Origin of the sequence: Corynebacterium stercoris, assembly GCF_024160105.1 — a bacterium.
In the GTDB taxonomy this organism is placed as follows: Bacteria; Actinomycetota; Actinomycetes; order Mycobacteriales; family Mycobacteriaceae; genus Corynebacterium; species Corynebacterium stercoris.
In genome coordinates, this window is sequence record NZ_JAMFTQ010000007.1 from 49,762 (window position 1) to 72,373 (window position 22,612).

Here is a 22,612-nt window from a genome sequence, read left to right on the forward strand (position 1 = left end):
CGCGCTAGTATCAGTCGCGTCGCCATCGGGGGGTGGTTCACGTGACGCAGATCAATGGGCACACGCGTGTCCGGCTGGCCAACGGGGTCAGCGTGTTCCAGCGCGGGCCGAACATGCTGCAGTTCGGGCTCGACGCCACGCGCACCGGCATCATCGAGACGCCGTGCGTGGAGGCGCTGCGCCCGCTTCTCGACGATTGCGCCAGGCCCCGCCAGCTCCGCCACGTCCGCCAACAGCTCCTCGGCCACTTGGACGAGGAGGCGGCCCGCAGCTTGCTCGACGATCTGCTGTCGTACCGCATCCTCGTCGCCGACTCCCCCACCCAGGTGCTAATGATCGGCACCTCCGAGCTCGCGATGAAACTCGCCGACCTGCTCAGCGATTCCGGCGTGCTCGTGCGCGCCCCGCTGCGCCGCGAACGCGAGTACACGTTCCTGACCTCCACCGACGAATGGGCGCCGCTAGTCATCGTCGATCAATTCCCCCGCGCCGCCGCCCTGGGGCAGGTGATCAAGCAACGGCCCGGGAGGGTGCTGCCGGTGGCGCTGGTGGATTCCCGCGTGCTCATCGGCCCGCTGCGGGTACGGGTGACCAACCCGTGCATCAATTGCGCCCAACTGCACCACAGCGACAGGGATGCCGGGTGGATGACAGCGGTGCACCAGCTGCCGTCGGGACCCGTGCGCCCCGACCCCGTGGTGGTGGCAGCCGGTGCCGCGGCGGCCGCGACGGTGGTGCGCCGCCTCGCCGGGGTGCCGGACCCGCCCGGGGTCTCCGCCCCGCACCTCGCGCCCGGCCATGTGCGCGCCGTCGACCCCTTCGGGCCCCGCATGCTCACGGATTCCGAGCTTGCGGTGCATCCGCGTTGCGACGTGTGCTTCTCCTAAGCCTCGCGGTACTCGGCGATCACCGCGAGGACTGCGTCGCCGTAGTGCTCCACCTTGACTGGGCCGACCCCGGACACATCGAGAAGCGACGGGATGTCGTGCGGCATCGCCTCCGCGATAGCGAGCAGCGTCGCGTCAGAAAACACCAGGTAAGCAGGCTGGTTCGCTGCCCGCGAGACGTCGAGGCGCCAGCGCTTGAGCGCTGAGAACAGCTCCTCGTTGTAGTTCGGCTCGCAGTCCGCGTGCCGGCCCAGGGACTTCTCGGCGGGTGTGTCCAGGGGGTCCCCGCACACCCGGCAGCGGCGGTTGCGCTTGAGCCGCTGCGGGGATTGCTCCACCTCGAGTTCCGGCACCAAGCCGTCCAGGAAGCGAGACCGCGAGCGGGATTTGTGCCCGCCCTCCTGGCGCGCGAACGACCACGACAGGTGCAGGTGCTCGCGGGCGCGCGTCACGCCCACGTAGAACAGGCGGCGTTCCTCCTCCACCTCGTCCTCGCCGGCGTTGATCGCGTGCGAGATCGGCAGCGTCTTCTCCACGAGGCCGACCAAGAACACTGCGTCCCATTCAAGGCCCTTCGCGGCGTGCAGGCTGGCCAGAGTCACACCGTCGACGGCGGGCGGCTGCTTCGATTCAGCGCGCTGGCGCAAGGAGCGCAGCACGTCGGCGAGCGTCTCCGCTTCCCGAGTGCGCACGATTTCCTCGATGAGGTCCACCAGCGCGTTGAGCCCCTGCCAGCGCTCGCGGGCCTGCGCACCCTCCGGCTCGGTGGCGGTGAGCCCCAGCGGGGCGAACGCGGCGCGGGCGACTGCCACGGGGTCGCCCGGCAGATCGCTGCGCTGCGCCGCGCGGGCGAGCTGCCCGATTGCTTCGCGCACCTCGCCTCGGTGGAAGAAACCCTCCCCTCCGCGTACTTGGTAGAGAATGCCGGCGTCGGCAAGCGCGGCTTCGAACGCCGCGGACTGCGCGTTAATGCGGTACAGCACCGCGATCTCGCGGGCCGGAACACCGTCGTCGAAAAGCCGGCGGATCTGCGCGGCGACTTCGCGCGCCTCGGTCGGCTCGTCGTCGTAGGCGTTAAAGACCGGTGCGGGCCCGGGCTCGCGCATGCCGACCAGCTCGAGGCGGCTACCCGCTGCGCGACCCTTCGCCTTACCGATCACGGTGTTCGCGAGTTCTGTGATCTGCGGTGTGGAGCGGTAGTCGCGCTGCAGCTTGACGACGGTCGCGTGCTCGTACGTCCGCGAGAAATTCAGCAGGTAATCGGGAGTTGCGCCGGTGAAGGAGTAAATCGTCTGGTTGGCATCGCCCACCACCGTCAGGTCGTCGCGGGTGCCCAGCCAGCCTTCCAGCACCCGCTGTTGCAGCGGTGTCACGTCCTGGTACTCGTCCACGACGAATGTCTGGTACTGCGCGCGGAACTCTTCCGCTACCGCGGGCGCATTCTCCAGTGCCGCTGCGACATGCAGGAGCAGATCGTCAAAATCCAGCAGCATGCCGTCTGGGCTGGACTTGGATTCCTCGTAGCGGCGGTACACGTCGGCGACCTTCTGGGGATCGGCTGGCGGGGTGCGCGGGATGTCCGCGATGCGCGCCACGTAATCCTCGTGGCTAATCACGTTCGCCTTCGCCCACTCGATCTCGCTGAGCAGGTCGCGCACCATGTCTTTGCCGGAATCCAGGCCAGCGGCGCGGGTGGCGCGGCCGACGAGCGGGAATTTGTTGTCCAGAAGCTGCCACGGCAGGTCGCCAGCGATCTGGGGCCAGAAGTACGCGAGCTGGCGGCGCGCCGCCGCGTGGAACGTGCGCGCCTGCACGCCGCCGATGCCCATGTGGCGCAGACGGTCGCGCATCTCCCCCGCCGCGCGCTGCGTGAACGTCACGGCCAGCACCTTGTTCGGCGCGACCATGCCTTGGTCAATGAGGTGGGCGATGCGGTAGGTGATCGTGCGGGTTTTGCCCGTGCCGGCACCGGCGAGGATGCACACCGGTCCGCGCGGCGCGGTCGCGGCGACGCGCTGATCCGGGTCCAGCTGGGAAAGATCGATAGCCATCAGTTGCCCCCTGCCAAGTCGCCACGTGCCCAGCGCGCAATCAGGTCCCGAGCGATGGTGCCCTCCCGGGCCAGCGTGAGGCCCGCGAGGTCCTCGCGGCTGGCCCAAATTATGCGGGTGAGCTCGCCGTCCGTTGCCGACTGCGGCTCAACGTCGCTGGTGCGGGCTGTGAACCCCAGCATGAGCGCACCGGAAAGCGCCCACGGCTGGGAGCACACGTAGCGCACGTCGTGAATCCGTCGCCCGGTTTCCTCCATCACTTCCCGCGCAAAAGCCGCCTCCGCGGTCTCGCCGACATCGACATAGCCTGCAATGCAGGTGAAGTAGCCGGGGCGGCGCGCGTTCTCGCCGAGCAGGATCGCGGAGCCGTCGGCGTTTTGCACCACGCCGATGACGCTCGGGTCGATGCGGGGAAAGATCGGGCGCCCCGACGCCCCATGGGCTTGGGCACCCGCGTCATCCCAGGTCAGCGGCGACCCGTCGGCGGGATCGAAGCGCTCGCGTTCCCGCGCCCGCAACAGCGCGACCGCGCGGGCCACCTGCGGGTGGCCAGCGTGGGAGCGGGCGTCTCCCGTGTACTCCACCAGTTCCGCGGCGCGCACGCGCTCGAGCCGGGCGGCGACGGTGCCGTCAGGGAGGGTGATGCGGGTAGTGGTTGGGTGGGGGCAAACGTCGAAAAGCTTCGGCTCCCCGGCGGGGGTTAGGGGGAACGCGTTGTCTGCGTCGATGAGCAGGAACATGCTACTCCGTCTGCTTCGCGGCGTCGGGGGCGTCACTGGGCGCGGTCATGCGCACGTACAGCAGGCGGTCACCCGGCTCGACGGTCTCCGCTTCCGGCTCATCAATGCGGTAGAGCTCGCCGGAGCGCACCACACCCAGCACAATGTCGGCGAGGTGGCGGGGGTTGGCGCCGACCTCGTCGTCGGCGATCGGGCGCTCGGAGACGGCGAAGCCCTCGTCGGGGCTGAGGAGATCCTCCATCATCTCCACCACAGGCGGGGTGACGGTGGCCAGGCCGAGGAGGCGGCCGGTGGTTTCGGCGGAGACCACCACCGAATCGGCGCCGGACTGCATGAGGAGATGCTGGTTTTCGCTCTCACGGACGCTGGCAACGATCATCGCGCCCGGCGCGAGCTCGCGGACGGAGAGGGTGACCAGCACCGCGGTGTCGTCCGAGGACGGCGCGACCACCACGGCGCGGGCGCGGTTCACGCCGGCGATGCGCAGGACGTCGGATTTTGTGCCGTTACCTTGGACGGTGACTAAGCCGCGGTTCTCCGCGTGGGAGAGCACCGCTGGGTCGGCGTCCACCACGACAATGCTCGACGGGGCGGCGCCGCCGGCGAGCAGCGCGTCAATAGCTGAGCGGCCCTTCGTGCCGTAGCCGATCACGATGGTGTGGTTGCGCACCGTTTGCCTCCATTGCTGGATCTGAAGCGTCTTGCGGGAATCCTCCGTGAGCACCGACAGGGTGGTACCGACGAGGAGCATCAGGAAGGCCACACGGGCCGGGGTGATGATGAAGATGTTGACAAGGCGCGCACCCTGCGTGACCGGGGTGATGTCGCCGTAGCCGGTGGTGGACAGGGACACGGCCGAGTAATACAGCGCATCCACGAAGGTCAGCGGTTCCGAGTAGGCTTCGCGGTCCACGAACACCACGATGGCCACCAGCAGCACGAGTAACGCCGCGTAGCCGAAGCGGCGGGCGATGAGCGCCCAGGGCGTGATGTGCTCCGCCGAGGGGATCGTGATGACTTCGGTCAGGGTGTGGACGGGGACATCGAAGACCTCCTCGTTGCGGAACCTGCTGCTAAACGGGATGGTGAACGGCAGCTTCACGCCCCACTCCCTTCGCTCGCGCCATCCGGCGCCGGTCCTGCATCAACGGGGGACACTGTACCCCACTCGTCGACCCTGGCACCCAACGTTTCCAGCGCAACGAGGCGCTCCAGCTCAGCGCCCTCCGGCACGTCGGTAGGCGCGTAATCCTCACCGGTGCGCACGTAGAAGAACACGGCTCGCACGTCCCTGCCGTCGCCCGCGATACGGCGCCAGGCCTCCCGGTACACGGCGAGCTGCAGCTTCGCCGATTCCATCTCGGCGCGGTTCGGGCGCTGCCCGGTCTTCCAGTCCACGACGGTCCAGCCGTCCGTGTCCTCGAAGATGGCGTCGATGCGCCCGCGCACCACCGACTCCCCCAGCGCCAGTTCAAAGGGCCGCTCGACGAATGCCGGGGTGCGGCTCGCCCAGTGGCTCGCCTCGAAATTGGCCTTGAGCTGCTCGAGGATGGCACGATCCACCTCGGCCTCGTCGTGGCCGGGCAGCTCGTTCTCATCCAGCAGCGGCCGCGCGCCGTAGAAGCCCTCGAGCCATTCGTGGAACGCTGTGCCGCGCTTCGCGTACGCGTTGGGCTTGAACGGCACCGGGCGGCGGGCGCGGCGCGCAAATTGGGCGGGGTCCGCGCGCATCGCCACCACGTCGGAGGCCGTGAGCTCGCCCGGCACCACAACCGGAACATCCGGGTTCTGGGCTGCCTCGTGCTCTTCGATGAGGGCTGACACGTCGCGCTCCCACAGCGCGTACAGCTCGCCCCCGCTGAACGCGGGAAGCTCGGCGCGCGCCGCATCGACGGCGGCAGCGGCGGCCAGTTCCGCGTCAGCAGGCGCGAGGTGCGGCCAGGTCCCGGTGCGGGTGCTTGCCGACGCCTCCGAGGACACCTCATCGTCGCCGGCGGACCAGGTGACCACGCAGGATTCGTCGGCACGCGCGAGCATGGCCTCGAAGTGCTCGTAGGGCGCGGTTTCCGAGCTGGAGGTGGCGTTGGTGCGCGCGGCGGTGACCAGGAGTTTGCGTTCGGCGCGGGTGACGGCGACGTAAAAGAGGCGCGCGGATTCCTCCGCCTGCGCCTCGCGCATGATCCCCCGCCACGCGTTGCCGGCCTTGAGGAAGTCGGAGCGCGTCTCCACCTCGGCGAAGTCCGGGTAGACGTCCGGGTCGCCGAAGGTCTCGTCCTGCAGCAGGTTCAGGAAGGTGAGGAAGGTTTCCGCTTTCGCACCATAGGTGGAGGCGTCGGCGTGCAGCACCGCGACGGTGTCCCATTCCAGGCCCTTCGCCTTGTGGGCAGTGAGGATCTGCACCCTGTCGTGCTTCACCGCGACCGCGCCCGGCGCGAGGCCGTCTTCGCGCTCGCGGGCGAGCTCGAAATAATCGAGCAGGCCGTCGAGGCTGGCGCCAGGGTAAGCGGCAACGGCGTCGAGCAGTTTGTCCAGGTGGACCGCGCGGGCGGCACTCGGCCGGGCCAGTACCTCGGTGCGGATGCCGAAGACCGCGATAATGTCCGCGAACAGATCTGTGAGTTTCTTGCCCAGGCTGTGCGTGCGCAGCCAGCGCAGTTTCGCGGCCAGATCTTTGAGGCGGCGCAGGCCCTCCGGGGAGTAGCGTTCCGGCTCGCCGAGGTCAGCCACCGCGTCGGCGAGGCCCGCGACCGGTTCGGTGTGCTCGGTGAGGTTGTGGGCGCGCGCCACCATCTCATCCAGCGCGATCTGCAACGCTTCTGCCGGATCGCTAGCTTCGCTGGGTTCGGTGTCGCGCTCGCCGTGGCCGCGCAGGTTGACTGCGCGGGCGGCGAGCGCGCTGAGGTCTTTAAGCCCGAGCCCGACTGCCGGGCCGCCGAGCACGCGCAGCGCCGCGGCAGAATCGCCCGGGCGCACGAGCATGGTGGCGATGGCGACAGTGTCCGCCACCTCCGGCACGTCGAGCAGGCCGCCGACACCGACGATCTCGTAGGGCACGCCGCGCTCCTCGAGCGCCTCCGCGACCTCGGCGCTATGCCGGTTCTTGCGAACCAGCACCGCCGCGGTGAAGGGGGCTTGGCGGCGCTGCGCGTCCTGGAACTGGGCGGCGAGCTCGTCGGCGACGAACGCCACTTCTTCGTCGTTGGTGTCGAAGTAGCCGAGCGTCACATCACCCGCGCCCGCATCGGGCCGAGATACGAGCGCCGCCACCGCGCGGTCTGCTCCGGTGCCCAGGATCGCGTCCGACACCCCGTTGGCCAGCTGCAGCACCTCGGGCGGGTTGCGCCACGACGTGGTGAGCTGCTTCTTCGGCGCCTCCTCCCCGCCCGCCACAGGAAAATCGGTGACAAACGCGGCGAGGTTCGCCGCCGTCGCCCCGCGCCAGCCGTAGATGGCCTGCATCGGGTCGCCCACCGCCGTGACCGTGAGATCCGGGTCCTTGCCCTCGCCGAAGAGAGAGCGCAGCAGCACACGCTGGGCGTGGGAGGTGTCCTGGTACTCATCCAGCATGACGACGCGGAAGCGGCGGCGCTGCTGCTCTCCGACCACCGCGTGGTCGCGGGCGAGACCCGCTGCAACAGACATCTGCTCGTTGAACGTGACCACGCCGCGGCGGCGCAGTTCATCCTGCAGTTCTTTGACCAGCGGCAGGTAGGCGATGCGCTCCGCCTGCTTGGCGCGCCAGTTGGCCAGATCCTGCGGGTATTCGCCCCGGGAGCGCGGGCCCTTCGGCAGCGACTCGGTCTCCTTCAGGAAAATGTCCGCTTGTTCGGCGATGCGCTCGGGCAAGGCGAGCTCATTGCCCATCGACGTAACCAGACCGAGCAGGTTGCCCACCACGGTGTTCAGCGCCGGGTTCTTGCCGCCGTCCGCGATCAGCGTGCCCGTGTAATCCGAAACCACATCAGTGGCAATGGCGTGCAGCTCCGCGTCCGTGATCAGGCGCGCATCCGGCTCCACTGGGACCAAGAGGCCGTACTCGCGGATCAGGTCGCCGGAATAGGAGTCGTACGTGGACACCGTCGGCGCGATCACCGTCAGCGCATCGGCGAGTTCGCCGGAGGGGTCCAGGCGGCGCACCAAAGCGTCGTCGGCAGCCAGCTGCTCCAGCCGGTCGCGGATCCGTTTGCCCAGCTCTTGCGCGGCTTTACGCGTGAACGTAAGCCCCAGGATCTCCTCCGGGCGGGCATAACCGTTGGCAACCAGCCACACCACGCGCGCCGCCATCGTCTCCGTCTTGCCGGCGCCGGCACCCGCGACGACGAGCAGCGGGCCGGGCTCGGCGCCGATGACGGCAGCCTGCTGATCCGTCGGCGGGAATTTCTGCCCCAGCGCGCTCGACAGCGCCTTCGGTCCCATCACGTTAACCACGGGTAACAACCTGCCCTTCCGGTTGTGCCGGGCACAGTGCGCGCACCCGGCAATAATCGCAATGCTTGCCCGTCTGGGCGATGAGTTCCGGCCCGGCCATCTGCTGCGGCAGCGGGCGCAACTGGTCCGCGAACTCGGCGAGCTCCTCCGCCGACTTCGGGTTCTGCTCGCGCGTTGTCACCTTCACGGTGGTCCCTTGCGGGTACACGAGCATCGCACCGCCGACGACGAGTGCGTCGTCCGGGGCCGCGGCGGTGGTAACTGCGCCGTCGGCAAGCGAGCCCCTGCTCAAGGCGAGCTGGTACGTCGCAAGCTGGGGGTTCGCCTCCGTCTCCGCCTTCGTCGGCACGTTGGTGCCGGTTTTGAGGTCCACGATCAACGCCTCGCCGGCCGGGTCGCGCTCGAGGCGGTCCAGGCGGCCGGCGATGCGCAGCGTCTCATCCACCGCCACATCGACGCGGGCCTCCACCGCGACCTGCTCGAACGCGGCGCGCGTAGCCAGCCACGTGTCGATGCGGCCCAGCATCACCTCAAAATCGGCGATGTCGCGCTCCGCCTTCCATGCCGGCCCGTGCTGCGCCGCCCGGCGCGCCTCCATCACGGCGGTGCGCGCGACCTCGGGGTCCACGCCGCGCCCCAGCGCCTCGAGGTACGCGTGCGCCATGGAGCCGAAAATCATCGACGTAGTCTCGTCGATCTGCACCATCTTCTCCAGCACCGCGCGCATCGGGCACTGCAGCAGCGCCTCGATTCGGCTCGGGGACAGCGTGCGGGGCAGGGGCAGGGCTTCGCTTGTCGACGCCTGCGTTACCGACCACCACGCTTCTGGCGCAGCGCCCGGGACCCCGGCCTCGGCAAGGCGCGCGAGCTGGCGCGCCGCCTGGGCGCGCGTGGCTTCGTTCGCGTCCGGGTCGGTGAGAGCGCGGCGCAGCTCAGCGATGACATCGTCCTTGGCCAGCACGCGTATGGGCAGGGCATCGGTGCCGCAGGTCAGCGCCGCCGAGGCGGTCCCAGCGACGGCGACCTGTGCCGGCTCGATGCTGTGCGCCGCGCAGAATTCCTCCACGAAGCGCGAGGGGCTGATGGTTTCCTCGCACTGGTCGTTGTCCACCGCGGTAACGATGAGCGAGTCGGTGGCCCTGCTGGTGGCGACGTGGAACAGGCGGCGCTCCTCCACCAGCCGCTCCGCGATGTGGGAGACGGGCACGGCGGGGTCCACGTCGTTGTCGATGAGATCCACTAGGTCTTCCTGGCGGAAGATGGTGCCGGTTTCCCCCAAGCTCGGCCAGCTGGATTCCTGCACCCCGGCGACGATGACGCGCTGGAACTCGCGCCCCGTCGCACCGTGCGCCGTGAGCAAGGAGACCGCGTCGGGCACGGCGGTGCGGCGATCGCGCACACCTGTGGGCAGCTCCTGCTGCGTGATGTAGTCGACGAACAGGTCGATGCTGGCGCTGGGGCGGCGCTCCGTGAAGTCGCCCGCGGCGTCGAAGAGCGCCATGGCGGCATCCAGGTCCCGGTCTGCCTGGGAACCGGTCGCGCCGCCGCGCAGTGCCGCCGCGAGCAGCCGGTCCGCGAGGCCCGTGGTTGACCACAGCGCCCACAGCACCTCCTCCACGCTGCCGCCGTCCGCGAGAGCCGTGCGGCCCGCCTCAAGCACATCGCGGACGCGGGTGAGAATGGCCAGCTCACGATCGGTGAGCACGGTGCCGAAGTCCGGCAACGGCGCATCCGCGACTAGGAGCTCCCGCAGGGTTTCCTCGGCCCGGGACTCGGGAGCGTACCGACGCAGTCCCCGCAGCAAGCGGCGCAGCGTCACCGGGTCCGCCCCGCCCACAGGGCCGAGCAGCAGGTCGCGCCATTCTGAGGCGCTGAGCTCATGATTCAGGGCGCGCAACCCCAGCATGAGCGCCACAACGATGCGCTGCTCCGCCAGCACCACATCCGTCGGGTCCAGCGTCACCGGCACACCTGCGTGGAGGAGCGCGCGGCGGTGCGGCTCAATCATCGGGGTTGAGCGCACCACCACCGCCATGTCCCGGAACGCGACGCCGTCTTCGAAGTGCGCGCGGCGGATCGCGTCCACCACGGCGGCGTGGTGCGTCTGCTCGTCCGGCGCGAGTAGCACTGCGCGTTGTGGGTTCCGGCGAGTGGCGCCGAGGTCGATGACCTCGTGCTCGAGCCCGCCGAGCGTGGTGAAGAACGCAGGCGTCGCCCCGCGGAAGCGGAATACGGACTGCTCGGCATCGCCGCCCACAACACCCAGACGGGCATGTTGCAGCAGGCGGCGCACCAACTCGCCGGATGCTGGTGCGAGATGTTGCGCATCGTCCACCAGCACCACGTCCCAGGTGTGCGGGAGCTCATCATCCAACACATTCGAGACCAACTCGGAGGCGGAGAGGCGCACGGCACCGGTCAGCGCCATGACCTGCTCGTACTCGTGGAGGAAATCGCCTGCCGCGGTCCAGATCGCAATGTTGTGGGCACTACCCAGCCTCCGCAGATCATCCGCACCCAGGCCGCGCTCAAGAGCGCGCAGCAGGAAGTCGCGCAACTGGCGGGCAAAACCCACCATGGTGAGCGCCGGGCGCAGCTCCTCCGGCCACGAGCCGCGCCCCTCCTCCGCATGCCCCATGAGCAGCTGGCGGATCACCGCGTCCTGCTCGGCACCGGAAATGAGCCGGATTTCTTCCTCCGTGCGCTGCCGCAGCAGCGCGAACGCCACGGAGTGCACGGAGCGCACTACCGGCGCATCGGCGACGAAACCGCTCGCGGCAAGCGCGTCCGAGAGCGCCGCGCGCAGCACCGCGCCCGATTCTTTCGACGAGGTGATGAGCAGCACCCCGCCGCGCGCGGCGCGCTCAGGGTCCGCCGCGATCGCTTGAGCGGCGGTGTCCACGAGGAAGCTGGACACGCCGGCGCCAGCCTCGCCGGTGATCTTCCACAAACCCTGCGCGGGTAGCTCAACGGGCCACTCGCGGTGCAGCACACGGCGCTTCCGGGGGACCAGGAAGGCCTTGGGTGTCACGGCGGGCGGCAGCGAAACGGAACTCATAGCTCCTTATCGTTGCACGCTAGGCCGGCAGAATCTCCGCCACCCGGCGAAAATCTGCACGCTTGTTCGAATCCGTGCGACTCCACCCCAGCTCACGCACCTTGAGGGCAAGGCGGCAAAGCTCCGGAAGACGGGGGATGTGCGCCCAGCGCTGCACCACTCGCGGGTCCACCGCATGCGCCAACAGCCCGTCCACAATCACCAGCGCCGCGGTATACCCGCGCGGGCGGAGCTCCAGCGACGGAGCGATGCCGATGAGGCTGGGCGGCGCAGACCCGTCGAACAGACAGGAGCTCAAGAAATCGAGGTGGGCCACCACGTGGTCGTCGGCGTGGCGCAACCCGCTGAAAATGTCCCGGTCGGCGTCCACCCACGGGGAAGCCGACTCCCCTTCCAGGTTGGGCGGTGCCTCGACGCCGTGCAAAGCGCCGTCGAAAAGCAGTGTTCCCGCGATAACCTCGTCGATGCGCGCGGCGGGTGAGCCCGGAACGAACTCAGTCGCGGTGAGCCCGCCGACCACGAGCCTGCCGTCAGTCGCGCGCACCGGCCGGGAGACGCGCAGCCCCGGGGTAAGGCCGGTGATGCGCTCGCGGACCTTGCCGGACCACGCGGCGTGCTCCGGCGCGGGAGCGATAACCATCCGGCCGAAACGCTGCGCCGGACCCCACGCGGCGGCGACAGGCTCGCCCGCGCCTTCAGCCTGGAAGGCGGCGAGGACGTGAGCGGGGATCTGCACCTACTGCACCGCCGGGCGCGGGTACGGCCAAGGGTTGGAACGGCACGTGGAGTTGTTGTCCGGGTAGACCTCGTTCGGGTCGAAGGAGTACAACTCAGCGTTGTTCAGGCTCAGCGTCTGCTGCATCATGATCGGTGCCAGCGCACCGTCTTCCTCGCAGGGGACGTGCTCCGAGAAGCCGACGGCGTGGCCCACCTCGTGGTTGATCACGTACTGGCGGTACCGGCCGAGATCGCCCTCGAAAGGTGCGGCGCCGCGCACCCAGCGCGACTCGTTGATCACCACGGTATCCTCGCCGGTAATGCGAGTGCGGCAGCTCGTTTCCAAACCGAGGTCGGCGCCGCACAGCTCGCGCGTCGTGCCGACGGAGGTCAACCGGATGCGCAACGACGGGTCGTCGGCTGCAGAAACATGCTCGAAGCGGAAGCGCGGATCATTGGTCCAGCTGCGGGGGTCGAGCAAGGTCGCATCCACCATTGCGGAGAACGCATCGCCCCCGCCGTACGCAGTGGTGTCCACGCCGTGCTCTACCTCGACGACGTAGCGGACAACAATCTCGTCGCCCACGCCGCCGTTCGCGCCCGGAACGCCCACTTCGTAGAACGTGCCCTCACCGTGTTCGGTGAACGGCCCGCCCGGAGGCAGCTCCGTCGACGCGGTGACCCCCTCCGGCAGCACCGCCGGCTCGAGCTGCTCGCCCTCGCCCTTGGCATCGTCGGACTGCTCTTCGGCCACGTTCGTTTCCAGCTCCGCGGCGCCGACCACCGGCTCATCCGGGTGCTGGAACATGTTGATCACCACAAACAGGGTCACCACAGCGAGCACTGGAATGGCGTAGGCGCGCCAGCCGTACTCGCGCGCGAACTCCACGAGGCGGCCATCCCCGTCGTGCCTATCATCCGGGACACCGAATTCCCGGTCCCACGAGTCCCCCGCCTGCTCGTGGGTGCGTTCGCGCTGGTTCCTGGTGGTCATGGGTAGGTAACTTAGCGCATGAAGCCGACGGAACGCGCCGTCGACGAGCTCTGCTCGACGTAGGCAATACGGTCAGTACGGATCAGGAACTCGCGGCCCTTCTCATCCGCCAGCTTCAGCGTCGGCGCGCCGCCCGCAATCGCTTCCTCGACCACGGAGAACACGTTCTCCTGCCCCTCCGGCAAGCGGATGGACAGCTCGCGCTGGGTGTCTGCCAGACCAATCTTGATTTCCATGTGGGTCTAATCACTCATCCTTCGCGGAAATTACATCGGTGTACGCCGACCATTGTAATGGCCTTCCCGCACAAGGACTGCAGCACGCAGCGGCGGGCTAAGATAACCGTGTGCCGACTACCGCCGATAGCAACCGCCAGCTCCCCACCTTCGCCGAGCTCGGGGTCGCCGCCGAGCTCATCGACGCACTCGCGGAGCGGGGCATCACCCACTCCTTCTCTATTCAGGAGCTGGCCATCCCCATCGCCCTCGACGGGCGCGATCTGATCGGCCAAGCCCGCACCGGCATGGGCAAGACCTACGCCTTCGGCATCCCGGTGCTGGACCGCGTCTTCGACGACGCGGCGCTGCGCGAACTCGACGGCACGCCGCGCGCGCTCATCGTGGTTCCCACGCGCGAGCTGGCGGTGCAGGTCGGCGAGGACTTGGAGCGCGCGGCGAAGCACACCCCGCTCTCCGTAGCGACGATTTACGGCGGCCGCCCGTACGAGGAACAGATCGACGCACTGCACGCCGGCGTGGACGTGGTGGTGGGCACCCCGGGCCGCTTGATCGACCTCTACGATCGCGGCGAGCTCATCCTCTCCGGCGTGGCCATCCTGGTGCTGGATGAGGCGGACGAGATGCTCGACATGGGCTTTCTGCCGGACATCGAGCGGATCTGGGAGGCGCTGCCGCAGGCACCGGAGCCGCTGCAGACGATGCTGTTCTCCGCCACCATGCCCGGGCCGATCCTCACCCTTGCGCGCTCGAAGATGCGCGCCCCGATTCACATCCGCGCCGAATCCCCGGATGCCCCGACCACGCACGCGACGACCAAGCAGATCGTGTTCACCTCCCACCGCATGGACAAGCCCGAGGTGCTCGCCCGCATTCTGCAGGCCGGCGGTCGCGGCCGCACCATCATCTTCACGCGCACGAAGCGCACGGCCGCCGACGTCGCTGAGGATTTGGCGCGCCGGGGTTTCGCCGTCGGCTCCGTGCACGGCGATCTCGGCCAGAATGCGCGCGAGGCATCCCTGGACGCGTTCCGCACCGGCACGGTGGACATCCTGGTGGCCACCGATGTGGCGGCCCGCGGCATCGACGTCGACGACGTGACCCACGTGATCAACTACCAAACCCCGGACGACCCGATGACGTACGTGCACCGCATCGGCCGCACGGGCCGCGCAGGCCACAGCGGCACCGCGGTGACCCTGGTTGGCTACGACGAGGCGCACAAGTGGGCGCTTATCAACACGGAGCTTGGTCTCGATCAACCGGACCCGCCGGCCTGGTTCTCCACCTCGCCGGAACTGTACGAGGCACTGGATATTCCGGACTCCGCTGAGGAGACTGTCGGCCCGGCGCGTAAAGTGCACGGGGCACAGTTGGGGTCGCGCGGTCCGCGCCCCCGCGGTCAGCGCGGCCCGCGCACGGGGCGCGACCGTTCGAACCGAAATCGTGGAGGATCACGCCGGTGAGCACACCCATCCGCAGGACCCGCGGCGACCTGATCGCTACCGGGGTGATCGCGGCGATCGCACTGATCTGCATCCTCACCGCGTTCTTCACCGCCCCCGTCCGCAACGCGCAGCTCACACCCGCCGCGGCTGAGCTGGAGAACGCCGGCCGTCTCGCGGTGGTGCCGACGTCGCTCACCGAGACCTTCCGCCTGGCCGATACGTCCCCCGGTGTCGCACCGGTTGTGGTGGACGGCGTGATTGTCACCTACAACGAGGGCACGATCACCGGCACCACCCCGCAGGGCGACACGGCCTGGACCTACCACCGCGCCAACGAATTGTGTGCGCTCAGCCAGGCGTGGGGCAAGGTTGTCGCTGCCTACCGCGACAACGCTGGCTGCGGCGACGTGGTAGCGATCAACGCGCGCACGGGCCAGTACGCCGGCACCCGGTCCTCCATCGCTCCGGACGAGGTCACCAGCGTCCACTCCAACGACCGCGTGGGCACCGTCGCTGCCGACCGCATCGAGCTGTGGCGCTCCGACATGGTGCGCACCGTCGAGTACGGCAAGGTGGAGGCTCCGCAGGAGCCGGACATGCAGCCGCACCAGTGCCAGATCACATCCGCGCTCACCCGCACGGAACTCCTCGCGAACACCGAGCTGTGCGACGACGGCGCCTACCTGCGCTTCCAGGACGTCACCCCGGAGGATTCCCGTAAGCCGGAAATGTACGGCAGCGTGGAGATTTCCCCCGATGCCTTCCTCGTCGCGATTTCCCAGGAGGCCGCCGCGATCTTCGACCCGGCGACCTCCCAGATCAGGGCGTACGACAAGGACGGCAACAACATCAGCACCTCCTCGGTGCCGGCGCTTGATGCCCCCGCCGCCCTGGATTCCGGCGTACACCCGCTCGACGTGGCTGATCTCCCCCACCACATGACGTACCACCAGGGCGATTACCTGGTGCTTATGGAGCCGGGCGCGCTCGCCGCCACCGGTGTCTTCCAGGGCGCGCTGGGCACCGGCTTCCCGGCCGGCGACCGCTTGCTCTACGCCTCCGAGGGCGGTATCGCCGTCGTCGATTGGGACGCGAACACGGTGGACCGGATCATTCCGGTGGATCGCGGCGGCTACCAGGGCCCGATCTCGATTGATTCGGCGGGAGCTACGATCGTCGAAAAGCGCGGCTCCGAAGTCGTGGTGCTCAGCGCAAACTAGGAGCTTATCGACGCTCGTTTTTCAGCGCGTAGCGCGCCTCCTCGAACCGGCGCGTGTCCGGGTGCAGAAGCGCGATGAGCCCGAAGATGGCGGTGATGAGCGTGGCTGTCGCGAGCATCGGCACGCCGCCGCGGAACATGTAGATGGCCACGCCGACGAGGATTGCCTCGATGAGCAGGATGCCGCCCTGGGCCATGGGCTTGCCGCGCAGCGTCGAGACCGCGGCATAGGCGATGAAGCCGAAGATGATGGCCAGGAAGACTGCGGTGCCCAGCGAGACGTAGCCCGCGGCCGCCGACTGGGATTCAATCACGCTCGTGGACTGCCCGCCGAACTGGGAGACGAGCAGCGAAATGATGTAGGCGAACATCGCCGCGCACTGCAGCAGGACCACCACCATGCCGTACTTCAACAGCGGCGGCATGACCGCGGCTTCGCGCTCGAGGGTGTCGCGGTCGGTGGGCGTTGCGTCGTTCTTCCTGGTTGCACTCACGCACCGTAGTGTATCGCCGCGGGACGGCTCGGCCGAGGCAGCCACCCGCGATTTGACCCGTGCCACACAGTATGCAGATAGGAATTTCGCGCATCCGCGCAGTACACAGGCGGTGAAAAGATCGGGTGTGCGGAGAAAACACCCCACGTTCGTGTTCGTGGGCGGCATGCGAACTTATGACTTCTGTCACATTTTCTTGCCTACCCCTAGCGCGGTTCGGCGTTACATGTCATTATTCTCGGGTAGCAAAAACAACGGGCTGGTTACACAGCCCTTAACCCTTAGCCACCACAGGGTTAACGCCAGGGAAACCGGAAGACGGGGCTTGGAACTCACCAAGATGCACCGCCTGGGGCCTGGAATCAAACTTCGTTTGCAACACCTCCAACATTGTTGGGGTTGACGTGGTGCGCACATGCAGTGATACGAGCACGATTTTTAGACGTTAAGGAGTTTTGACATGGATTGGCGCCACGAAGCAATTTGCCGCGACGAGGACCCGGAGCTGTTCTTCCCGGTCGGTAACTCCGGCCCGGCACTGTCCCAGATCGCACAGGCCAAGCTGGTCTGCAACCGCTGCCCGGTGACCTCCCAGTGCCTGAAGTGGGCACTCGAGACCGGCCAGGACGCCGGCGTGTGGGGCGGCATGTCCGAGGAGGAGCGCCGCGCCCTCAAGCGCCGCAACAAGGCGCGCGCCCGCAACCGCGCACGCCTCGCCGTCTAAGTTCCACTTCGTCGCGGGCCTAAACCGCACGCGATTTTCCGGCCCGGGGACGCGGGCGATACAGTGAAACGCTGAAGTCATTTTCCCGTAACCATTACAAGGAGGCCCCATGAGCAAGCGTGGTCGCAAGCGCAAGGACCGCCGCAAGAAGGGCGCTAACCACGGTAAGCGCCCCAACGCATAAGGCACCTGCTGTACCAAGCACGAACGCCGCCTCCCCTCACAGCGAGAGGGAGGCGGCGTTCGTCTTATCCGCGACTGCCCCACCGCAGTCGCGCAGGCGCCTAGCGGTAGCGGATCTCGGTGTAGGACACTGTGGTGATGGAGGTGATGATGCGCTGGCGCAGCGGCTCCGGCGCGTGCGCTTCGCCGCAGCAATCCCGCACCAGCCCGCGGACATCCTGCTCAGACTTGAGCTTGCTCATGCAGTGCGGGCAGGCGCCGAGCTCGGCGCGGATTTCCGCAGCGCGGGCCGGCGATGTGTCCGAGTCGAAGAGCTCACAGAGCAGCTGGTGCGTGCTGTGTTCCCCGCGGTTTCCGCACGTGCAATCTCCGGCGCCCATTACTTCTCCTCCGTGTCGCGGTCCAGACCGATACCTTGCTCGTTGGCTACGTCCTTCAACATCTCGCGCAACTGTTTTCTTCCACGGTGCAGCCGACTCATCACCGTGCCGAGCGGGATATCCATCACTTCGGCGATCTCCTTGTACGCCAAACCCTCCACGTCGGCGTAGTAGACCACCATGCGGTAGTCCTCGTTCAGCGCGTTGAGCGCCTCGGAAATCCGGGAGTTCGGCATCAACTTCAGCGCCTCCACCTCGGCGGATTCGAGGCCCGCCGAGTCGTGGGAGCTGGAGGTGTAGAGCTGCGAGTCGGTCACGTCCTCCGCGCTGGTCACCAGCGGGCGGCGCTGCTTCTTGCGGTAGGTGTTGATGTACGTGTTCGTCATAATCCGGTACAGCCACGCCTTCAGGTTGGTGCCCGGGGTGAAGCTGTCGAACGCGTTGTACGCCTTCAGGTAGGTCTCTTGGACCAGGTCCTCCGCGTCCTGCGGGTTGCGCGTCATGCGCAGTGCACCACCGTAGAGCTGATCCAACAGCGGCATCGCTTCCTCGGTGAAACGCGTTTTGAGGTCTGTTTCCGGCATAGTGTTCATTCTATAAGGCACCGAAAGGAGCACCTCACCCATGGCTGCACGCACCCGCGCCCTCGCCGCGGTCAAGGACACCCCGCACACCGTGCTCGAGTACACCCCGAGCCAGGATCACTTCGGCGAGCACGCCGCCGCCGAGCTGGGCATCGATCCGAGCGCCACCCTGAAAACGCTCGTCATTGCCCGCTCCGACGCCCCGCGCGAGATGGCGCTCTGTTGCGTCCCGGTCTCCGGGCACCTCGCGCTCAAGGCCGCGGCGAAGGCGCTGGGTTGGAAGCACGCGGAAATGGCGGACCCGGCGAAGGCGCAGCGCGCCACGGGCTACGTCGTCGGCGGCATCTCGCCGCTGGGCACGCTCACGGAGCTTCCCACGCTTCTCGACGCTTCCATCAAGGACCTCTCCGCCGTCACCGTCTCCGCTGGCCAGCGCGGCCTGTCGGTGGAGATCGCGCCGGAGGATCTCGCCCGCCTCACGGGGGCTCAGTTCGCCGACATCAGCTCCGCGTAGTCGTTGCGCACGCTGCCGACGGCTTTGTCGGCCTCCTGCCACCGCAGCTCCCCCGCCACGCGCGAAGGCGCAAGCAGCTCCGCCGCCTCCTCGGGGCTGCCGCCGACCCACTGCTCGATCTCGTCCGCGGCGAGGAAGAGCGGCAGGCGGTGGTGCAGCCAGGCGGTTTCTTCGGCTGCGGCGGTGGTGATCATCGTCGTCGATAAGCGGGAAAGCCCCGTCTCCCACAACGCCGCGGCAACCAGCATGCCTGTGTCGCGCCTGACGTAGTAGGGCTGCTTGCCGTCGTCGGTGGTGAGCCACTCGTAGTAGCCGTCGAGCAGCATGAGCCCGCGCTTGGCCTTGAACGCGGCGCGGAACGAGGGCTTCTCCGCAACCGTTTCGGCGCGCGCGTTGAACAAGGGCGGGCCGGTCTCGTCCTTCTTCCAGGTGGGCAGCAGGCCCCAGCGGGCGGCATCGAGGTGAGCGACTGAGCTGTCGTCGACACGCACGAGCGGCACCTGCTGCGTGGGAGCGATGTTATAGCGCGGCGGAGGAGTCCCGTCGGGGGCCTCGACCCCGCCGACGCCGGGCAGGGCCGCGACCTCATCGAGCAGGTCCTGGCCGGAAGTGAAAAGCACGAAGCGTCCGCACATGCCTCCATTATGATTGTCCGCATGACTGATGTGTGGCCAGCCCCGTACGCCTCGACCCCGATCACCCACACTGTGCAGGTGCCGGGGTCGAAGTCGATGACGAACCGGGCGTACGTGCTCGCCGCGCTCGCGGACGGCACCTCGACCATCACGGGCGCGCTGCGCTCCCGCGACACCGACCTCATGGAAGCGGCCCTGGCCGAGATGGGCGTCGGCTTTGCGCACGACGGCGCCACGATCCGCGTCACCCCCGGCGAGCTCACGGCGGCGAAGATCGACTGCGGCCTCGCCGGCACCGTGATGCGCTTCCTGCCGCCCGTTGCGGCGTTCGCGCAGGGGCCGGTGCTTTTCGACGGCGACCCTTACGCCCGCAACCGCCCCATGGCCACTATCTTGTCCGCGCTGCGCCAGCTCGGCGTGGCCGTGGCGGGCGATGCCCTGCCGTTCACCGTGCACGGCCGCGGCAGCGCCGAGGGCGGCGTGGTGGAGATCGACGCCTCCGGCTCCTCCCAGTTCGTATCCGGGCTTTTGCTCTCCGCCGCCCGCTTCGAGCGCGGCGTTACCGTGAAAAACACCGCCGGCATCCTGCCGTCAATGCCGCACATCGAGATGACGGTGCAGATGCTCGAGGACGCCGGCGTGACCGTGCGCGCCGAGGGGCAGACGTGGCGCGTCGAGCCGCAGACCATTCGCGCGGCGCACTTCGCCATCGAGCCGGACCTGTCCAACGCCACCCCGTTCCTCGCGGCCGCGGCCGTGACCGGCGGCGTGGTGCGCGTGCCGCACTGGCCGGTGGACACCACCCAGCCTGGCGACGTGATCCGCCACATCCTCGAGCGCATGGGCTGCGAGGTGGAGCTCTGCGCCGACGGCACCGGCCACACCCTGGAGGTCCGCGGGCCTTCGCGCGGCACTTTGCGCGGCCTGCGCCTGGACATGAGCGACATCGGCGAGCTCACCCCCACCGTCGCGGCGCTTGCCACCCAGGCCACCAGCGTCACCGAGCTCACCGGCATCGCGCACCTGCGCGGCCACGAGACGGACCGCCTCGCGGCGTTGACCACGGAGATCAACAACCTCGGCGGGCGCTGCGAGGAGCTCAGCGACGGCCTGCGCATCCACCCCGCGCCACTGCACGGCGGCACGTGGGCGACGTACGACGATCACCGCATGGCCACCGCCGGCGCCATCATCGGCCTGACCACCCGCGGCGTCGAGGTGGAAAACATCGGCACCACCGCGAAGACGCTGCCGGACTTCGAGCGGATGTGGGCCGAGATGGTGCGCGACTAATGGCGGGGCGTTCCTTTCGCGACTACGACGAATCCGACGTGCGCGTCCGCCCCGGCAAGGGGTCGCGGCCGCGTTCCAAAGACCGCCCGACGCACGAGGACGCGGAGCACGGCATGGTCGTGTCCAAGGACCGCGGCCGCTGGGGCGTTGTGCTTGACGACGAAACCCTGGTGACCTGCATGCGCGCCCGCGAGCTGAAGCGCGTCTCCGTCGAGGTCGGCGACCGGGTGGGCGTGGTCGGCGACACCTCGGGGAAGAAGGACACGCTGGCGCGCATTGTGAAGCGCGACGAGCGCTCGTCGGTACTGCGCCGCACTGCCGACGACACCGACCCCTACGAGCGCATCATCGTTGCAAACGCCGAGCTCATGCTCATCGTCGTCGCAGCCGCCGACCCGCCGCCGCGCACCGGCTTCGTTGAGCGCGCGCTGGTCGCGGCGTTCGACGGCGGGGTCACCCCGATCGTCTGCATGACCAAGTCGGATCTCGCCGATCCGGCCGAGTTCCAGCGCGAGATCACCGACCTCGATGTCGAGCTGTTCGAAGTGGGCATCGAGGAACCCATCGACGACCTCGTTGCGCGCATTGGCGGGCACGTCTCGGCGCTGATCGGCCACTCCGGCGTCGGCAAGTCGACGCTGGTGAACCGCCTTGTGCCCGACGCGGAGCGCGCCACCGGCGAAGTCTCCGGCGTGGGCAAGGGCCGCCACACCTCCACCCAGTCCGTCGCGCTGCCGCTGCCGGCCGGCGGCTGGGTCATCGACACCCCCGGCATCCGCTCCTTCGGCCTGGCCCACGTCTCCCCCGAGGCGATCATCGACGTATTCCCCGAGCTCGCCGACGCCGCCGAGCACTGCCCCCGCGGCTGCACTCACCTCGGCCCGCCGTCCGATCCCGAGTGCGCGTGGGACGACATCGCCGAGGATTCGCCCCTCGGCAGGCGCGTGCAAGCGGTGCGCCGCCTGCTCACGGCGCTGCACTCGAACGACGCGTGGGACTTAAAGCAGCTCGACGAGGAACGGTAGTTCCGATGGGTCGTAGAACGCCATGTAATTGTCCTGCGCGTCCCCGACCGCCAGCTCCGCGTCCTCGTCGCCGAGGTCGGCGGCGTCAATGTGCTCGATGGCACGCGCCGTAGCCTCCTCGGCCTCCTGCACGTCGACGTGGATCGCGGCCACGTCCTCGAGCGCGACGGGACCCGCAAGCTTGACCACGGACTCCCCCATCTCCGGCTCCCCCGACGCATCCACATCGGCCGATACCACAACGCGGCGGTGCGGGAAGCGCTCCTCGTCCCCGATCGCCAGCAAGCGAATCGAGGCGAGCGCGGCATCGTCGAACGCGATCGCCTCAATCTCCTCCTGGTCGCCCGAGGTGTACCACTCGGTCAGCTCAGGCGTGGCGGCAAACGCCCAGCCGTTGCGGGCGTGCAAGATGCCGTCGGCCTCAAGCCCCGCGAGCATGGAGAACGTCGCCGGGATGTAGACGCGCACTAGAACTCGCCCTCAATGTCGAACAGCGACTGGATCTCCACCGCTGTGCGGTCGAAGGCGGTGTGGAGGATGCCGATCATGCCGTACTCGACGGCGGCGCGGACGTTCATGATGTCGTCGTCGATCATCACGCAGTCATTCATCGCCACATCGATCGCATCAGCCGCGGCCTGGAACGCGGCGCGCTCCGGCTTGTCCGCGCCCACCTCGCCGGAGAGCACCACAGCGTCGACGTCGCCGCGGAACTCCCACTCGCGGATCGTGTCGGCCGTCTCCCCCTCGGCCTGCTCGTTGGAGAGGATGCCGGTGGCAACGCCCTTGTCTTTCACCGCCGCGATCAACGTCTGCCAACGCGCCTGATCCTCCGGATCGACGTCGAGGACGCCCGCGTAATCGATGAGCAGGCCCTGCATGCGGATAGCTGAATTCACTGTGCGCTCCTGTGTGTCAACGGTTCCCAGCCGAATGCGCATTGAAATGTATACGTGCAGGCTGGTGCACGCACTGCGCGAACGTGCACAATACTACCGATCC

At 68.3% G+C, this 22,612-nt stretch carries 22 protein-coding genes; 8 read left to right on the forward strand and 14 right to left on the reverse strand.

Annotated features, from left to right (window positions below):
• The first annotated feature begins 41 nt into the window (after nt 1-41).
• Complete coding sequence (locus M5J20_RS07025) at nt 42-887, forward strand: hypothetical protein (protein WP_253577924.1); 846 nt, start codon at nt 42-44, stop codon at nt 885-887.
• On the opposite strand, the gene M5J20_RS07030 is transcribed toward M5J20_RS07025, so the two are convergent.
• The 8 genes from M5J20_RS07030 to M5J20_RS07065 are packed head-to-tail and all read right to left on the reverse strand — an operon-like array spanning nt 884 to nt 13,111.
• The gene (locus M5J20_RS07030; RefSeq protein WP_253577926.1) at nt 884-2,938 is read right to left on the reverse strand and encodes an ATP-dependent DNA helicase UvrD2; all 2,055 of its coding nucleotides are present in this window, start codon (nt 2,936-2,938) and stop codon (nt 884-886) included. The genes M5J20_RS07025 and M5J20_RS07030 overlap by 4 nt on opposite strands.
• Nucleotides 2,938-3,678 carry an NAD(+) diphosphatase gene (locus M5J20_RS07035; RefSeq protein WP_253577928.1) on the reverse strand — a complete coding sequence of 247 codons (741 nt, stop codon included), beginning with the start codon at nt 3,676-3,678 and terminating at the stop codon, nt 2,938-2,940. The genes M5J20_RS07030 and M5J20_RS07035 overlap by 1 nt, the downstream gene beginning before the upstream one ends.
• A 1-nt stretch (nt 3,679) precedes the next feature.
• Nucleotides 3,680-4,774, reverse strand: a complete 1,095-nt coding sequence (locus M5J20_RS07040; RefSeq protein ID WP_253578039.1) for a potassium channel family protein — start codon at nt 4,772-4,774, stop codon at nt 3,680-3,682.
• A gap of 2 nt (nt 4,775-4,776) precedes the next feature.
• On the reverse strand, nt 4,777-8,094 hold the full coding sequence (locus tag M5J20_RS07045) for an ATP-dependent helicase (protein ID WP_253578041.1): 3,318 nt from the start codon (nt 8,092-8,094) through the stop codon (nt 4,777-4,779).
• A 4-nt stretch (nt 8,095-8,098) separates the two neighbouring features.
• On the reverse strand, nt 8,099-11,164 hold the full coding sequence (locus M5J20_RS07050) for an ATP-dependent DNA helicase (RefSeq protein WP_253577930.1): 3,066 nt from the start codon (nt 11,162-11,164) through the stop codon (nt 8,099-8,101).
• A 19-nt stretch (nt 11,165-11,183) separates the two neighbouring features.
• On the reverse strand, nt 11,184-11,900 hold the full coding sequence (locus M5J20_RS07055; RefSeq protein ID WP_253577932.1) for a hypothetical protein: 717 nt from the start codon (nt 11,898-11,900) through the stop codon (nt 11,184-11,186).
• Nucleotides 11,901-12,875 (reverse strand): DUF3152 domain-containing protein, encoded by a 975-nt coding sequence (locus M5J20_RS07060; RefSeq protein WP_253577934.1) that lies wholly within the window; start codon nt 12,873-12,875, stop codon nt 11,901-11,903.
• 11 nt (nt 12,876-12,886) lie between these two features.
• Nucleotides 12,887-13,111, reverse strand: coding sequence for a DUF3107 domain-containing protein (locus M5J20_RS07065; RefSeq protein WP_253577936.1), 225 nt, complete (start codon nt 13,109-13,111; stop codon nt 12,887-12,889).
• 110 nt (nt 13,112-13,221) lie between these two features.
• Between M5J20_RS07065 and M5J20_RS07070 the strand changes: the two genes are divergently transcribed.
• Complete coding sequence (locus M5J20_RS07070; protein WP_253577938.1) at nt 13,222-14,577, forward strand: DEAD/DEAH box helicase; 1,356 nt, start codon at nt 13,222-13,224, stop codon at nt 14,575-14,577.
• The gene (locus M5J20_RS07075; protein ID WP_253577940.1) at nt 14,574-15,779 is read left to right on the forward strand and encodes an Rv3212 family protein; all 1,206 of its coding nucleotides are present in this window, start codon (nt 14,574-14,576) and stop codon (nt 15,777-15,779) included. The genes M5J20_RS07070 and M5J20_RS07075 overlap by 4 nt, the downstream gene beginning before the upstream one ends.
• A 4-nt stretch (nt 15,780-15,783) precedes the next feature.
• Here M5J20_RS07075 and M5J20_RS07080 read toward each other — a convergent pair whose 3' ends face one another.
• Nucleotides 15,784-16,272 carry a hypothetical protein gene (locus M5J20_RS07080; protein ID WP_253577941.1) on the reverse strand — a complete coding sequence of 163 codons (489 nt, stop codon included), beginning with the start codon at nt 16,270-16,272 and terminating at the stop codon, nt 15,784-15,786.
• A 460-nt stretch (nt 16,273-16,732) separates the two neighbouring features.
• Between M5J20_RS07080 and M5J20_RS07085 the strand changes: the two genes are divergently transcribed.
• Both M5J20_RS07085 and M5J20_RS11545 read left to right on the forward strand, forming a co-directional pair.
• The gene (locus tag M5J20_RS07085; protein WP_253577943.1) at nt 16,733-16,996 is read left to right on the forward strand and encodes a WhiB family transcriptional regulator; all 264 of its coding nucleotides are present in this window, start codon (nt 16,733-16,735) and stop codon (nt 16,994-16,996) included.
• 109 nt (nt 16,997-17,105) lie between these two features.
• Nucleotides 17,106-17,180, forward strand: coding sequence for a 50S ribosomal protein bL37 (locus M5J20_RS11545; protein WP_370513275.1), 75 nt, complete (start codon nt 17,106-17,108; stop codon nt 17,178-17,180).
• Nucleotides 17,181-17,280: 100 nt separating this feature from the next.
• Here the strand turns inward: M5J20_RS11545 and M5J20_RS07090 are convergent, their stop codons facing one another.
• Nucleotides 17,281-17,559, reverse strand: coding sequence for a mycothiol system anti-sigma-R factor (locus tag M5J20_RS07090; protein WP_253577945.1), 279 nt, complete (start codon nt 17,557-17,559; stop codon nt 17,281-17,283).
• Nucleotides 17,559-18,143, reverse strand: coding sequence for a sigma-70 family RNA polymerase sigma factor (locus M5J20_RS07095; RefSeq protein ID WP_253577947.1), 585 nt, complete (start codon nt 18,141-18,143; stop codon nt 17,559-17,561). Before M5J20_RS07095 ends, M5J20_RS07090 begins: the two co-directional genes overlap by 1 nt.
• A 40-nt stretch (nt 18,144-18,183) precedes the next feature.
• On the opposite strand from M5J20_RS07095, the gene M5J20_RS07100 reads away from it, so the two are divergent.
• Nucleotides 18,184-18,657, forward strand: a complete 474-nt coding sequence (locus M5J20_RS07100; protein WP_253577949.1) for an aminoacyl-tRNA deacylase — start codon at nt 18,184-18,186, stop codon at nt 18,655-18,657.
• On the opposite strand, the gene M5J20_RS07105 is transcribed toward M5J20_RS07100, so the two are convergent.
• Complete coding sequence (locus M5J20_RS07105; protein ID WP_253577951.1) at nt 18,630-19,292, reverse strand: SOS response-associated peptidase; 663 nt, start codon at nt 19,290-19,292, stop codon at nt 18,630-18,632. The genes M5J20_RS07100 and M5J20_RS07105 overlap by 28 nt on opposite strands.
• 21 nt (nt 19,293-19,313) lie before the next feature.
• On the opposite strand from M5J20_RS07105, the gene aroA reads away from it, so the two are divergent.
• Together aroA and rsgA are read left to right on the forward strand one after the other, a co-directional pair.
• The gene (gene aroA / locus M5J20_RS07110; protein WP_437177630.1) at nt 19,314-20,585 is read left to right on the forward strand and encodes a 3-phosphoshikimate 1-carboxyvinyltransferase; all 1,272 of its coding nucleotides are present in this window, start codon (nt 19,314-19,316) and stop codon (nt 20,583-20,585) included.
• Entirely contained in the window at nt 20,585-21,610 is a 1,026-nt protein-coding gene (rsgA, locus tag M5J20_RS07115) for a ribosome small subunit-dependent GTPase A (protein ID WP_253577955.1), read from the forward strand. The genes aroA and rsgA overlap by 1 nt, the downstream gene beginning before the upstream one ends.
• On the opposite strand, the gene M5J20_RS07120 is transcribed toward rsgA, so the two are convergent.
• Together M5J20_RS07120 and M5J20_RS07125 are read right to left on the reverse strand one after the other, a co-directional pair.
• A complete protein-coding gene (locus M5J20_RS07120) occupies nt 21,584-22,078 on the reverse strand; it encodes a DUF6912 family protein (protein ID WP_253577957.1) in 495 nt (164 codons plus the stop codon). The genes rsgA and M5J20_RS07120 overlap by 27 nt on opposite strands.
• On the reverse strand, nt 22,078-22,491 hold the full coding sequence (locus M5J20_RS07125; RefSeq protein WP_253578043.1) for an HAD-IA family hydrolase: 414 nt from the start codon (nt 22,489-22,491) through the stop codon (nt 22,078-22,080). The genes M5J20_RS07120 and M5J20_RS07125 overlap by 1 nt, the downstream gene beginning before the upstream one ends.
• Between the last annotated feature and the right edge of the window lie 121 nt (nt 22,492-22,612).